The following is a 12,874-nucleotide window of genomic DNA, read 5'->3' as shown; positions in this document are numbered from 1 at the left end:
GATCGTGGCCTAGCTTGCCCCCTTGTCACCCTTCAGCGCCGCGAGCTCTGCTTCCAGCTCCGCGATCTTCGCATCCCTTGCCGCCAGCGCCGCCGCCACATCTCCAGCGTCGAACTTCTGCGGGATGTGCTGCGGGCAGTTCGTGTCCCACGCTTCGATCTTGAACAGGATCACCTGCTCGGGCCGGGCGCGATAGCCTTTCGGCATCAGCGATGTCGTCAGCGCCTCGTCGTCCTCGACCACCCGCGCTTCGCCCCAGATCTTCACCCGGCGGCGATGGGCGTAGTCCATCACGAAGATGTAGGCCTTGGGATTTTCAGACAGGTTTCCCTGCGTGATGTATTGCCGATTGCCGGCGTAGTCCGTGAAAGCCAGCGTCTGCTTGTCCAGCACCTTCAAGAAGCCCTTCGGGCCGCCACGATGCTGGATGTAGGGCTGGCCGTCGGCCGATGCCGTGGCGAGATAAAAGCTGTTGGCGTCGGCCAGGAACGCCGCGAGGTTCTCATCGACCTCGGTGCGCCAGCCGCGCTGCTCGGCATGGGCATAGCCTTCGCGTGATCCCTTTCGGGTCTGGATCGACTTCACCGCCGGCGTGAACGCCACGTCGCTGGCGTAGGTGTGAGTTGCCGTCATCGGAACATCTCCTGAAATCCCGGCGCATCCCTGCGTCTTCGCCATCCAAAATGGACCTCCCGCCGGCTAAAACAATCATCCCGCTTGACACTTCATCGTTGCGTTATATGCAATAATGCCATGGATCGCCTCGAAGCCATGCATGTTTTCGTCACCGTCGCCGACCTGCGCGGCTTCGCGCCGGCGGCACGAAAACTGCGGCTGTCCCCCTCCGCGGTGACGCGGCTGATCGCGGCGCTGGAGGAGCATCTTGGCGCGCGGCTGTTGCAGCGGACCACCCGTCAAGTGACCCTGACCGACGTCGGCACGCGCTATCTCGAGCGCGCGCGTCGCATCCTCGCCGATGTCGAGGAGGCCGACGGCTCGGCACGGGAGGAGCGCAACCGACCGAGCGGGCGGCTGGTGGTGTCGGCGCCGGTCGGCTTTGGCCGGCTCCATGTCGGGCCTGTCATGATCGCCTACCTCAAGCGCTATCCCGAGGTCGCCTGCGAATTGCGGCTGTCGGACAACCTGGTCAATCTCGTGGAAGATGCCGTCGACGTCGCGGTGCGGATCGGCCATCTCGCCGACTCCTCCCTCGTCGCGCGCCAGGTCGGCGAGATGCGGCGGATCGTGGTGGCGACACCTGGCTATCTCAAGCGCCATGGCGAGCCGAAGACGCCGGAGGCATTGCTCGGGCACCAGACCATCGCCTTCGGTCCATCCGCGAACTGGCGCTTCGTGCAGGACGGCCGCGACATCGAGGTGGCGCCGAATCCACGCTTCGCCAGCAACAGCGCCGACGCCGCCCTGCAATATGCCGAGGCGGGCGGCGGCGTGACCCGGGTGCTGGCCTATCAGGCTGCCGAGGGCCTGCGGCGCGGGCGGCTCAGAATCGTGTTGGCGAAATACGAGCAGCCGGCGTTGCCGATCCACATCGTCTACCCGACCTCGCGCCTGCTCTCCGCCAAGGTGCGTGCCTTCGTCGATCTCGTGGTGGAGACCGCGGAGTGGAAATTCGGGTGACGCCCTCACCCCTTCTTCGGCACTACGCGAAAGGTGCCGCTGGCGCGGGCGATCACGGCGCCGTCGGCCTTCGCGAGGCACTGCGCGAAACAGATCGTGCTGCCGGTCTTGATCGCCTCACCCTCGACCGCGAGCCATTGGTCGATCTCGCCGGCGCCGACATAGTCGACCGACAGCGAGATCGTGACCAACGAGGTCGTCCAGCCCGTCGCCTGCGCGCAGCTGTAGCCCATGGCGGCATCGGCCAGCGCCGCGATCAGGCCGCCATGGATCAGCCCGCGCGCGTTGGTGTGCGGTTTCGCCAGCCGCAATCCCACGGTGACGCCGTTGTCGGTCTTCCTGGAGTAAAGCGGCTCCCAAGGATCGGTGAGCGGGGCTTTGCGAAAGTGCGGCTCGAAGCCGGCGGGAATGTCGGTGCTGGTCATGTCCGTCTCGCGTTGGTGGCTCCCGCCATTGAACGCGGCAGACGGGACAGATGCACCACCTACAAAGTTTTAAACGGAATTTGCGCGGGTGTTTGAAAGGAGTGGCGCCGTCGCCCCGCTATCCCTGTCATCACCCGCGAAAGCGGGTGATCCAGTATTCCAGAGACGGTGACGTGATACGGAGAGGCCGCGGCGTACTGGATGCCCCGCTTTCGCGAGGCATGACGGCGCGCCCTAAAACGGCAGCCCCACGTAATTCTCCGACAGCGAGGTCATCGCGGCCTGCGACTGCGTGACATAGTCGAGCTCGGCGAGCTGGATGCGCGCGCCGATGGTGCCGGTGTCGGGGAATTTGTGCAGCATCGAGGTCATCCACCAGGAGAAGCGCACGGCCTTCCAGACCCGCGCCAGCGCCTTCGCCGAATAGGCATCAATGCCGGCGCTGGATTTTTCGTCGTAGAACTCGCGAAACGCACTCGACAGATAATGCGCGTCGCTCGCGGCCAGGTTCAGCCCCTTGGCGCCGGTCGGCGGCACGATATGGGCGGCGTCACCGCACAGGAACATCCTGCCGAAGCGCATCGGCTCGGCGACGAAGCTGCGCAGCGGCGCAATGCTCTTCTCAATCGAGGGGCCCGTGACCAAGCTGTCGGCGGCGTCCTGGTCGAGCCGGCGCTTGAGCTCGTCCCAGAAACGGTCGTCCGGCCATTGGTCGACGTGGTCGTCGAGCGCGCACTGCACATAGTAACGGCTGCGCCTGGTCGAACGCATGGTGCAGAGCGCAAAGCCACGGGCGTGGTTGGAATAGATCAGCTCGTGGCTGACCGGCGGCGTCTCGGAGAGGATGCCCAGCCAGCCGAACGGATAGATGCGCTCGAACTCCTCGATGGCCGAAGCCGGAACGCTGGCGCGGCTGACGCCGTGAAACCCGTCGCAACCGGCGATGAAATCGCAATCGATGGTGTGGGTGACGCCATCTTTCACGTAGGTTACGCGCGGGTGACCGCCGTCGAAATCCTGCGGCTGCACGTCCTTGGCCTCGTAGACCGAGGTGAGGCCGGCGGCCGTGCGCGCATTCATCAGATCGAGCGTGACCTCGGTCTGGCCGTAGATCATGACCGTCTTGCCGGTCGCAGCCTTCATGTCGATGCGGTGGCGGCGCCCCGAGAAGGTGAGTTCGATCCCTTCATGCACCAGCCCTTCGGCATGCGCCCGTGCGCCGGCGCCGATCTGGTCGAGCAGCGCAACTGTTCCCTCCTCCAGCAGTCCGGCACGGATGCGGCCGAGCACATAGTCCGGGCTCTGCCGCTCCAGAATGACATTGTCGATGCCATAATGATGCAGCAGTTGCCCAAGCAACAATCCTGCCGGCCCCGCCCCGATGATTGCGACTTTTGTCCGCAATACTTGCTCCTCCCGATCCTGTAGGCTTTCGGCGTGGCTCGCTTGTCGCTGCCGTCCGCGCACGATAATTATATCATATAACGGTTGGGCAAAAGGGAGTGCGCGGCGGCACGTCGCGCCAGTTCCGGCTTGAACGCGCCGGCCAACTAGATAACATGTTAATTAACGAGACCGGGCCATCGAAGCCCGCCGTCAAAAGAGGGAGAGACGCGTGATGAGGAAAGCCTGTCTGGCGTTGCTGCTGGCAGCAAGCGTGAGCCCTGCGTTCGCGCAGGACAAGACCTTCGATTTGAAGATCTCGCACTGGGTGCCGGCCTCGCATCCACTACAGAAATCGCTGGAGGACTGGGCTGCTGCGGTCGAGAAGGATTCCGGCGGCACCATCAAGGGCAAGGTGTTTCCGGCCCAGCAGATGGGCAAGGCGTTCGACCATTACGACATGGCGCGCGACGGCATCGCCGACGTCACCTATGTCAATCCCGGCTACCAGCCCGGCCGTTTCCCGATCATCGGCGCTGGCGAATTGCCATTCCTGATCTCGGATGCCAAGGGCGGCTCGATGGGGCTCGACGCCTGGTACCGCAAATACGCCGAGAAGGAGATGAAGGACGTCAAATACTGCCTCGCCTTCGTCCACTCGCCCTCCTCCTTCCATTCCCGCACCAAGAAGATCGTGATGCCGGAGGACGTGAAGGGCCTGAAGATCCGCCCCGCCCACGCCACCATGGCGAACTTCGTCACCTCGCTCGGCGGCACCAATGTGCAATCCTCCGCGCCCGAAGTGCGCGACATCATCGAGCGCGGCGTCGCCGATGGCGTCACCTTCCCCTGGGGCTCGCTGGTGCTGTTCGGCATCGACAAGGTGACCAAATACGACATGGAGGCGCCGCTCTACACCACGACCTTCGTGTTCGTCATGAACAAGGACAAGTACAATGCGATGTCCGACAAGCAGAAGGCCGCGATCGACAAGAATTGCACGGTCGAAATGGCAGGCGTGGTCGGCGAGCACTGGGGCAAGTTCGAGGATGCCGGCATCGACAAGGTCAAGGCGGAGTCCGGTCACGAGGTCTACAAGCTGACGCCCGAGCAGACCGCGGCCTGGAAGAAGGCCGCCGAGCCGCTGGTGAAGACCTGGAGTGACGGCGCGAAGAAGACCGGCGTGGATCCGGACGCGGCGCTTAGCGAGCTGAAGGCCTCGCTGAAGAAGTACAACGCGCTGGCGGAGTAGTTCTTCGTCGAAACACATGCGGCGGCGGGATGCATCTCGCCGCCGTTGTTCTGCACGCGGGTCGAGACGCGAGGAGCGCATCGCGCGTCCTCTCCCTCTCCCGCCCGAGGATGGCATCTCTTAGGAAGCTCCCATGAAGCGCAGCTGGATGGATCGTATTATCGATTCGATCGAATGGATTGCAGCGGCTTTCGTCGGCATCGTCGCGCTCGACATCTTCCTGTCGGTGTTGCTTCGCAACACGCTGAACTATTCGATCCCCGATAGTTTCGACATCGGCCGCATGCTGCTCGGCATCCTGATCTTCTGGGGCATCGCCGCGACCTCCTATCGCGGCACCCACATCACCGTCGACCTCGTCTGGGGCAATGTCGGGCCGCGCTACCAGCGCTGGATCGACGTGTTCGCGACCCTGGTGCTGCTGTTCGTCGTGACGGTGCAGACCTGGACGCTGTTCGACAAGGTGCGCGGCACCTACAACGACAACGTCCAGACCTTCGACATGCACATGCCGACCTGGCCGTTCTTCGCGATCGCCTGGATCGGCGACGTCTCGGCCGTGCTGCTGATCGCGATCCGCACCTACCGGTTGATCTTCCATCCCGAAGAGATGCACGACCCCAAGCTGAAGGCGACGGAGTAATCATGAGCACCGATGCCGTCGCCGTAATCGGCTTCGTTTCCCTGTTCGCCCTGATGCTGCTGCGCGTGCCGGTCGGCATGGCCATGGGCCTCGTCGGCGTCTCCGGCTTTTCCTATCTCGTCGGCGCCACGCCGGCGCTGAAGCTGGTCGGCCAGACCTCGATGCGCACGGTGACCGACTACACCTTCGGCGTCATTCCGATGTTTCTGCTGATGGGCTCGTTCGTCAGCAATTCCGGCATGAGTCGCGAGCTGTTCCGCGCCGCCAACGGCTTTGTCGGCCATTTGCGCGGCGGACTCGGCATCGCCACCGTCGGCGCCTGCGGCGGCTTTGCCGCGATCTGCGGCTCCTCGGTCGCGACCGCCGCGACCTTCTCCGCGGTCGCTTACCCCGAGATGCGCCGCTTCGGCTATCCGCAGTCGTTTGCCACCGGCGTGATCGCGGCCGGCGGCACGCTGGGTGCGATGCTGCCGCCCTCCACCGTGCTCGCCGTCTACGGCATCATCACCGAGCAGGACATCGGCAAGCTGTTCATCGCCGGCATCATCCCGGGCATCCTCGCGATGACCATGTACATGATCACGATCTTCCTGATCGGTTATTTCCGGCCCGACTTCCTGCCCAAGGGCAAGGAGCTGCCGTGGCGCGAGCGCTTCGCCGGCCTGAAGGACATCTGGGCGCCGGTGCTGCTGTTCGTGTTCGTCATCGGCGGCCTTTACGGCCTGCCCTATTTGCCGCGCTTCACGCCGACCGAAGCGGGCGGCGTCGGCGCCGCCGGCGCCTTCATCATCGGCGTGGCGACCGGCCGGCTCGACCGCGAGAAGATTCTGGCGTCGCTGCTCCAGGCGACGCGCACGGCCGCCGCCGTGTTCACCGTGCTGATCGGCGCCTTGATCTTCGGCTATTTCCTCACGGTGACGCAGACCCCGCAAAAGGTGACGGAATTCCTCACCGGCCTCGGTCTCGGCCCCTACGGCGTGCTGGCGTTGATCATGGTGATGTATCTCGTGCTCGGCTGCCTGATGGACGCCATGGCGATGATCATCCTCACCGTGCCGATCATCTTCCCCGTGATCATGCATCTCGGTTTCGACCCGATCTGGTTCGGCGTCATCATCGTCATGACGGTCGAGCTCGGCCTGATCCATCCGCCGGTGGGCATGAACGTCTTTGTCATCAAGAGCGTGGTGAAGGACGTTTCCTTCTCCACCATCTTCAAGGGCGTGATTCCGTTCGTGGCGACAGACCTGGTGCGCCTGGTGATCCTGATCGCCTTCCCGCTGCTGGCGACATGGCTGCCGACGCGGATGATGGCGCATTGAGGAGGTGGTAAAGCGGCGAGCTGTCTTTTCCCTCTCCCCTTGTGGGAGAGGGTGGCTCGCCGCAAAGCGGCGAGACGGGTGAGGGGTATATTTCCTCAAGCGCTGATCTGAGTCCGGAGAGGCATACCCCTCATCCGGCGCTTCGCGCCACCTTCTCCCACAAGGGAGAAGGAAGGACAGCGGCGCTAGTTCAATACAGAAAGGTGACCGATGACGGCCCCTACCCTCGAGACCAAATACGTCTTTACCGTCACCGCACGCATCGGCGACGTCGTCACCGCCGGCGAGACCGGTATCGGCATTCGCCGCATCATCCCGATCGTCGGCGGCGAGGTGACGGGTGCGATCACCGGCAAGGTGCTGCCGTTCGGCGCGGACTTCCAGACCATCCGCCCGAATGAGCTGATTGATCTCGAAGCGAAGTACGCGTTCGAAACCGACGACGGTGCCACCGTCTATGTCGAGAACAAGGGCATGCGCTTCGGCCCGGTCGAGCTGTTGCAAAAGCTCAAGCGCGGCGAACCGGTGGATCCCAAACTGATCTATTTCCGCACCGTGCCGAGGTTCGAGACCGGGCACGAGAAGTACCGCTGGCTGATGGAGCACATTTTTGTCGGGTCAGCAGCGCGTCATGCGGATCGAGTCGTGATCGACGTGCATCAGGTGATGTGAAGGCTTCAGTGCCCTTCGCCGTCGTCCCGGCGAAGGCCGGGACCCATACCGCGTGATCTGTCGATCGCGAATAGTCGGAGTACCGAACGACTTGGCCAAACTTCTCCCTGTGGTTATGGCTCCCGGCCTCCGCCGGGACGACACCGCATTTGGAGGGCGCCTTTTGCCCGCCTGACTGACCCAAGAGGCACCTAGCCCCTTGTTGACTCCTCCTGAATTCGTTATACAACATAACTATTCTGACAAGGACGCAAATGACACAGGGAAACGCCGAGACCGCTGACGCGGGCGCCGCCGGGCTTTTGAAGATCGAGCGGGCGGACCGGGTTTTGACCGTCGGCCTCAATCGGCCGGCCAAGCGCAATGCGCTCAACGACGGCATCATCCTGGAGATCGGCGAGTGTTTTGCGGCCCTGCCCGAGGATATCGGCGCCGTCGTCATCCACGGCATCGGCGACCATTTTTCCAGCGGTCTCGACCTCTCCGAACTGACCGACCATGATGCCAGTGGCGGCCTTCTCCATTCCCAGATGTGGCACCGGGTGTTCGACCGCATCCAGTACAGCCGCGTGCCTGTGATCGCCGCGCTCAGGGGCGCCGTGATCGGAGGCGGGCTGGAGCTCGCCTGCGCGGCGCATATCCGTGTCGCCGAACCCTCGACCTATTTCGCGCTGCCGGAGGGGCAGCGCGGCATCTTCGTCGGTGGCGGCGGTTCGGTGCGCCTGCCGCGCCTGATCGGCGTCGCCAGGATGATGGACATGATGCTGACCGGCCGCGTCTATTCCGCGACCGAAGGCACCTCCTACGGCTTTGCGCAATATGTCACGGAAGCCGGCAACGGGCTCGGCAAGGCGATGGAGCTTGCGACCAAGGTCGCCTCCAACGCGCCGCTGACCAACTTCGCCGTGCTCCAGGCGCTGCCGATGATCGCGGAGGCCAATCCGCAGACCGGCCTGTTGATGGAATCGCTGATGGCGACGGTGGCGCAGAGCGACAAAGAGGCAAAACGCAGGATCCGCGAGTTCCTCGAACACAAGACCGCAAAGGTGAAGCCGAAATCATGAGCGCGCAGCCGTCCTCTTCCAGCATGGAGCGCGGCGCGAGCACTTCCCCGCTGCGGCCCATTTCGTTCGGCGATCCCGTCGTCAATATCGAGCGGCGCGACGACGGCACGATTTATCTGCGGCCCAAACAGCCGCTCGGCGATTATCCGGCCCGCATCACCGACCGCCTGCATCACTGGGCGAGCGCGACGCCCGATCGCGTCTTCATGGCCGAGCGCGAAGGTGGCCGCGGCTGGCGCAAGATCAGCTACGCCGAGCTGCTCGCCGCGAGCCGGCACATCGCCTCAGGGCTCATTGCGCGCGGGCTGTCGGCGGAGCGGCCGGTCGTCATCCTCTCCGGCAATTCGATCGACCACGCATTGCTCGCGTTCGGCGCGTTCTATGCCGGCATTCCGTTCTGCCCGGTGTCGCCGGCCTATTCGCTGGTATCGAAGGATTACGGCAAGCTCTCCTACCTGATGAAGCTGCTGACGCCCGGCCTTGTCTTCGCCGAGGACGCCGACAAGTTCGCCGACGCGCTCGCGGCCAACGTCTCGCTCGGCACCGAGATCGCCGCGTCCTACGGCCACGTGCCGGGCCGCGACGTCACCTTGCTCGCCGACCTCATGGCAACCCCGATCCGCGGCGATCTGGACGAGGTCCACGGCAAGATCGGCCCCGACACCATCGCGAAATTCCTGCTGACCTCGGGCTCGACCGGCAACCCCAAGGCGGTCATCAACACCCAGCGCATGATCTGCGCCAACCAGGTGATGCTGCGCGAGACACTCGCCTTCCTCAGGGACGAGCCGCCCGTCATCATCGACTGGCTGCCCTGGAATCACACTTTTGGCGGCAACCACAATATCGGGCTGACGCTCTACAATGGCGGCTCGATGTATCTCGATGCCGGCAAGCCGGTGCCTGGAGGCATCGAGGAAACCGTGCGCAATCTCCAGGAGATTTCGCCGACGGTCTATTTCAACGTCCCCAAGGGCTACGAGTCGCTGCTGCCTTATCTGCGCGACGACCAGCGCCTCCGCGCAAAATTCTTCGACCGGCTGCACGCGATGTTCTTCTCGGGCGCGGCGCTGTCGCCGTTCGTCTGGAACAGCCTCGACGAGCTGGCGGTGAAGGAAAAAGGCTACCGCGTACCGATGCTGACCGGCCTCGGTGCAACCGAGACCGCGCCGTTCTTCATGTCGGTCAACCCGCGCACCAGCCGCTCCGGCCATGTCGGGCTTCCCGTATCCGGCAATGACGCCAAGCTGGTGCCGAACAACGGCAAGATGGAAGTTCGTTGCAAGGGGCCGAACGTGATGCCCGGCTACTGGCGCCAGCCCGACATCACCGCAAATTCGTTCGACGAAGAAGGCTTCTACAAGCTCGGCGATGCCCTCAAGCCCGTCGATCCCGATGATCTCAATGCCGGCTTCGATTTCGACGGCCGCATCGGTGAGGATTTCAAGCTCGGCAGCGGCACCTGGGTCAGCGTCGGCCCATTGCGCGCGCGCTTCGTCGCGGCTTGCGCGCCGCTGGTGCGCGACGTCGTCATCGCCGGCATCAACCGAGACGAGATCTCCGCGCTCGTCGTGCTCGATCTCGACGGCTGCCGGCTGATCAACCCGACGCTGCCGACCGACGATCTCGTCGTCGCGACCCGCGACCGGCTGGTGCGCGAGGCATTTCGCGAACGGCTGACCCGCTTTCTCAGCGCGGCCACGGGATCCTCGACGCGGATCACGCGCGCGATCCTCATGGACACGCCACTCTCGATCGACAAGGGCGAAGTCACCGACAAGGGCTCGATCAACCAGCGCGCGGTGCTCGAGCATCGCAGCCTGCTGATCGAGGAGCTCTACGCTGCCAATCCATCGGACCGTGTGATATCGGTCGGGTAAGAGGACGTCGCACCTAGGGAGAACGCCATGTTGTTGAAGGATCAGGCTGTCATCGTCACGGGCGGCGCGTCGGGACTGGGCGCGGCGACCGCGCGTAAGCTGGCGGCGCAGGGCGCCAGGGTCGCGGTGTGCGACCTCAATGCCAAGCTCGCCGAAACTGTCGCCGCCGAGATCAAGGGCGTGGCTGTGGCTTGCGACGTCTCCGATGCGGCTTCCGCTGAGGCTGCGATCGCCCAAGCGACCAAGTCCCATGGACCCGCGCGCGTGCTGGTCAATTGCGCCGGCATCGGCGTTGCCAAGCGCGTCGTCGGCCGCGACGGCCCGATGGCGCTCGCCGATTTCGACAAGGTGATCAAGGTCAATTTGATCGGCACCTTCAACATGCTCCGCCTTGCCGCGAACGAGATGTCCAAGCTCGAGCCGCAGGCAACCGGCGAGCGCGGCGTCATCATCAACACGGCATCCGTTGCCGCTTATGACGGCCAGATCGGGCAATCGGCCTATTCGGCCTCCAAGGGCGGCATCGTCGGCATGACGCTGCCGATCGCGCGCGAGCTGGCGCAGTTCGGCGTCCGCGTGCTGACGATCGCGCCCGGCCTGTTCCTCACGCCGCTGCTCGCCAACCTGCCGCAGGAAGCCCAGGACTCGCTCGCCGCCGCGATCCCGTTCCCGCGCCGGCTCGGCCACGCCGACGAGTTCGCGGCGCTCGCCCTGCACATGGTCGAGAATTCCTACCTCAACGGCGAAGTGGTGCGCCTCGACGGCTCGCTGCGCATGGCGCCGAAATAGGGCGCGGCATATGTTCGTGAACCGGCGCGACGTCCAGATCCAGTGGGGTGACTGCGACCCCGCCAACATCGTCTATTACCCGCGTTATTTCGCGATGTTCGACGATTCGACGTCGACCCTGTTCGAAGTCGCCGGCTTCTCCAAGCAGGACCTGGTCAAGAAATACGGCCTGGTGGGCATTCCCATGGTCGATACACGCGCCAAGTTCTACATCCCCTCGACTTATGGCGACTGGATCACCATCGAAACCAAGATCGAGAGCATCAAGCGCTCGAGTTTCGAGGTGAAGCACAGCGTCTTCAAGGGCGAGGCGCTGGCTATCGAGGGTTTCGAGACCCGTGTCCTGGTCGGGCGCGACCCCGTTAACCCCGACAAACTGAAATCGGCACCGTTTCCTGCGGAAATGGTAGCCAAATTCACGGGGAGCGAGGCCCGGAGCTAAATCGCCACATCACCAAAAGAGGGGGCTGAATTACCCCCCGATTTCTGCTTTCAAAGAAACACATAAAGGGAGGAATAGATGAAACGCTTTTACCTGACCGCCGCCGTCACCGCGGCTGCGCTTGCGCTGCCGGCCGTGCCCGCGCGGGCTCAGACCGCCGAGGTCACCATCGGCATCACCACCACCACGACCGGCCCGGGCGCAGCGCTGGGCATTCCCGAGCGCAATGCGCTGGAGTTCGTGCCGAAGGAGATCGGCGGCGTGCCGCTGAAGGTGATCGTACTCGACGACGGCGGCGATCCGACCACCGCGACCACCAACGCCCGCCGCTTCGTGACCGAATCCAAGGCCGACATCATCATGGGCTCGGCGCTGACGCCGCCGACCATCGCGGTGTCCAACGTCGCCAACGAAGCCGGCATTCCGCATTTCGGCCTGGCGCCGTTCCCGATTACGCCGGAGCGCATGAAGTGGTCGGTGGCGATGCCGCAGCCGATCCCGATCGTGGGCAAGGTGCTGTACGACCACATGAAGTCGAAGGGTGTGAAGACCGTCGGTTATATCGGCTATTCCGACTCCTATGGCGACCTCTGGTTCAACGATTTGAAGGCGCAGGCCGTGCCGATGGGCATAACCATCGCCGACGAGGAGCGCTTCGCTCGCCCCGACACGTCGGTGACCGGACAGGTGCTGAAGCTCGTGGCGGCGAATCCCGATGCCATTCTGGTCGGCGCTTCCGGCACCGCGGCCGCGCTGCCGCAGACCGAGCTACGCGAGCGTGGCTATCAGGGCCTGATCTACCAGACCCATGGCGCCGCCAGTATGGACTTCATCCGTATCGCCGGCAAAGCTGCGGAAGGCGTGCTGATGGCCTCTGGTCCCGTCATGGATCCCGAGGACCAGCCGGACGAAGCCGCCACCAAGAAGCCGGGCCTCGCGCTCAACTCGGCCTATGAAGCCAAGTACGGCCCGAACAGCCGCAGCCAGTTCGCCGGTCACTCTTACGACGCCTTCGAGATTCTCAAGCGCATCATCCCGGCGGCACTCAAGACGGCGAAGCCAGGCACGCCGGAATTCCGCGAGGCGATTCGCCAGGCGCTGCTGTCGGAGAAGGAGCTTGCGGCGAGCCAAGGCGTCTACAATTTCACCGAAAAGGATCGCTACGGCCTCGACGAGCGCTCGCGCATCCTGCTCACGGTGAAGAACGGCAAGTACACGCTGGTGAAATAGACGCAGCGGCAGGATTGAGACGACGAGAGCCGGCCCGATGGGCCGGCTCTTTTTGTTTGCAGCGAGCGTAATGCCGGATCGCGTTTGAACAACAGCACCGCTCTCTGAGTTCCCTCCTCCCTTGTGGGGGAGGG

13 protein-coding genes are annotated in these 12,874 nt (G+C 64.0%); 10 read left to right on the top strand and 3 right to left on the bottom strand.

What is annotated here, in order from left to right; translation table 11 throughout:
- Window positions 1-9: 9 nt before the first annotated feature.
- Complete coding sequence (locus IVB36_RS04800) at window positions 10-633, bottom strand: pyridoxamine 5'-phosphate oxidase family protein (protein WP_018458474.1); 624 nt, start codon at window positions 631-633, stop codon at window positions 10-12.
- Window positions 634-753: 120 nt separating this feature from the next.
- Between IVB36_RS04800 and IVB36_RS04795 the strand changes: the two genes are divergently transcribed.
- A complete protein-coding gene (locus tag IVB36_RS04795) occupies window positions 754-1,638 on the top strand; it encodes a LysR family transcriptional regulator (protein WP_018458473.1) in 885 nt (294 codons plus the stop codon).
- 5 nt (window positions 1,639-1,643) lie between these two features.
- On the opposite strand, the gene IVB36_RS04790 is transcribed toward IVB36_RS04795, so the two are convergent.
- A complete protein-coding gene (locus IVB36_RS04790) occupies window positions 1,644-2,063 on the bottom strand; it encodes a PaaI family thioesterase (protein ID WP_247390775.1) in 420 nt (139 codons plus the stop codon).
- A gap of 234 nt (window positions 2,064-2,297) precedes the next feature.
- Window positions 2,298-3,467 (bottom strand): 4-hydroxybenzoate 3-monooxygenase, encoded by a 1,170-nt coding sequence (gene pobA, locus IVB36_RS04785; protein ID WP_026233588.1) that lies wholly within the window; start codon window positions 3,465-3,467, stop codon window positions 2,298-2,300.
- A 214-nt stretch (window positions 3,468-3,681) separates the two neighbouring features.
- Between pobA and IVB36_RS04780 the strand changes: the two genes are divergently transcribed.
- From IVB36_RS04780 to IVB36_RS04740, 9 genes are all read left to right on the top strand, one after another.
- Window positions 3,682-4,698 (top strand): TRAP transporter substrate-binding protein, encoded by a 1,017-nt coding sequence (locus tag IVB36_RS04780; RefSeq protein ID WP_018458470.1) that lies wholly within the window; start codon window positions 3,682-3,684, stop codon window positions 4,696-4,698.
- A 133-nt stretch (window positions 4,699-4,831) separates the two neighbouring features.
- Window positions 4,832-5,341 (top strand): TRAP transporter small permease, encoded by a 510-nt coding sequence (locus IVB36_RS04775; RefSeq protein WP_018458469.1) that lies wholly within the window; start codon window positions 4,832-4,834, stop codon window positions 5,339-5,341.
- A gap of 2 nt (window positions 5,342-5,343) precedes the next feature.
- Entirely contained in the window at window positions 5,344-6,663 is a 1,320-nt protein-coding gene (locus IVB36_RS04770; protein WP_018458468.1) for a TRAP transporter permease, read from the top strand.
- Between the two features lie 210 nt (window positions 6,664-6,873).
- Window positions 6,874-7,335: a DUF3237 domain-containing protein gene (locus tag IVB36_RS04765; RefSeq protein WP_018458467.1), complete on the top strand. Its 462-nt coding sequence runs from the start codon at window positions 6,874-6,876 to the stop codon at window positions 7,333-7,335.
- Window positions 7,336-7,589: 254 nt separating this feature from the next.
- The gene (locus IVB36_RS04760; protein ID WP_018458466.1) at window positions 7,590-8,399 is read left to right on the top strand and encodes a crotonase/enoyl-CoA hydratase family protein; all 810 of its coding nucleotides are present in this window, start codon (window positions 7,590-7,592) and stop codon (window positions 8,397-8,399) included.
- Complete coding sequence (locus IVB36_RS04755; RefSeq protein WP_026233587.1) at window positions 8,396-10,279, top strand: feruloyl-CoA synthase; 1,884 nt, start codon at window positions 8,396-8,398, stop codon at window positions 10,277-10,279. The genes IVB36_RS04760 and IVB36_RS04755 overlap by 4 nt, the downstream gene beginning before the upstream one ends.
- 27 nt (window positions 10,280-10,306) lie before the next feature.
- Complete coding sequence (locus IVB36_RS04750) at window positions 10,307-11,068, top strand: SDR family NAD(P)-dependent oxidoreductase (RefSeq protein ID WP_018458464.1); 762 nt, start codon at window positions 10,307-10,309, stop codon at window positions 11,066-11,068.
- Between the two features lie 10 nt (window positions 11,069-11,078).
- Window positions 11,079-11,510, top strand: a complete 432-nt coding sequence (locus tag IVB36_RS04745; RefSeq protein ID WP_018458463.1) for a thioesterase family protein — start codon at window positions 11,079-11,081, stop codon at window positions 11,508-11,510.
- Window positions 11,511-11,588: 78 nt separating this feature from the next.
- Window positions 11,589-12,740: an ABC transporter substrate-binding protein gene (locus tag IVB36_RS04740; RefSeq protein WP_018458462.1), complete on the top strand. Its 1,152-nt coding sequence runs from the start codon at window positions 11,589-11,591 to the stop codon at window positions 12,738-12,740.
- The last annotated feature ends 134 nt before the right edge of the window (window positions 12,741-12,874 follow it).

Source organism: Bradyrhizobium sp. 35, from assembly GCF_023073215.1.
In the GTDB taxonomy this organism is placed as follows: Bacteria; Pseudomonadota; Alphaproteobacteria; order Rhizobiales; family Xanthobacteraceae; genus Bradyrhizobium; species Bradyrhizobium canariense_D.
The sequence above is the reverse complement of the archived record's forward strand: the minus strand, read 5'-3'. Positions and strand labels throughout refer to the sequence as shown.

Excerpts from the sequence above, each read along its gene's own strand:
- IVB36_RS04800 (WP_018458474.1), bottom strand. The coding sequence starts at position 633 with ATGACGGCAACTCACACCTACGCCAGCGACGTGGCGTTCACGCCGGCG.
- IVB36_RS04795 (WP_018458473.1), top strand. The coding sequence starts at position 754 with ATGGATCGCCTCGAAGCCATGCATGTTTTCGTCACCGTCGCCGACCTG.
- IVB36_RS04790 (WP_247390775.1), bottom strand. The coding sequence starts at position 2,063 with ATGACCAGCACCGACATTCCCGCCGGCTTCGAGCCGCACTTTCGCAAA.
- IVB36_RS04780 (WP_018458470.1), top strand. The coding sequence starts at position 3,682 with ATGAGGAAAGCCTGTCTGGCGTTGCTGCTGGCAGCAAGCGTGAGCCCT.
- IVB36_RS04775 (WP_018458469.1), top strand. The coding sequence starts at position 4,832 with ATGAAGCGCAGCTGGATGGATCGTATTATCGATTCGATCGAATGGATT.
- IVB36_RS04770 (WP_018458468.1), top strand. The coding sequence starts at position 5,344 with ATGAGCACCGATGCCGTCGCCGTAATCGGCTTCGTTTCCCTGTTCGCC.
- IVB36_RS04765 (WP_018458467.1), top strand. The coding sequence starts at position 6,874 with ATGACGGCCCCTACCCTCGAGACCAAATACGTCTTTACCGTCACCGCA.
- IVB36_RS04760 (WP_018458466.1), top strand. The coding sequence starts at position 7,590 with ATGACACAGGGAAACGCCGAGACCGCTGACGCGGGCGCCGCCGGGCTT.
- IVB36_RS04755 (WP_026233587.1), top strand. The coding sequence starts at position 8,396 with ATGAGCGCGCAGCCGTCCTCTTCCAGCATGGAGCGCGGCGCGAGCACT.
- IVB36_RS04750 (WP_018458464.1), top strand. The coding sequence starts at position 10,307 with ATGTTGTTGAAGGATCAGGCTGTCATCGTCACGGGCGGCGCGTCGGGA.
- IVB36_RS04745 (WP_018458463.1), top strand. The coding sequence starts at position 11,079 with ATGTTCGTGAACCGGCGCGACGTCCAGATCCAGTGGGGTGACTGCGAC.
- IVB36_RS04740 (WP_018458462.1), top strand. The coding sequence starts at position 11,589 with ATGAAACGCTTTTACCTGACCGCCGCCGTCACCGCGGCTGCGCTTGCG.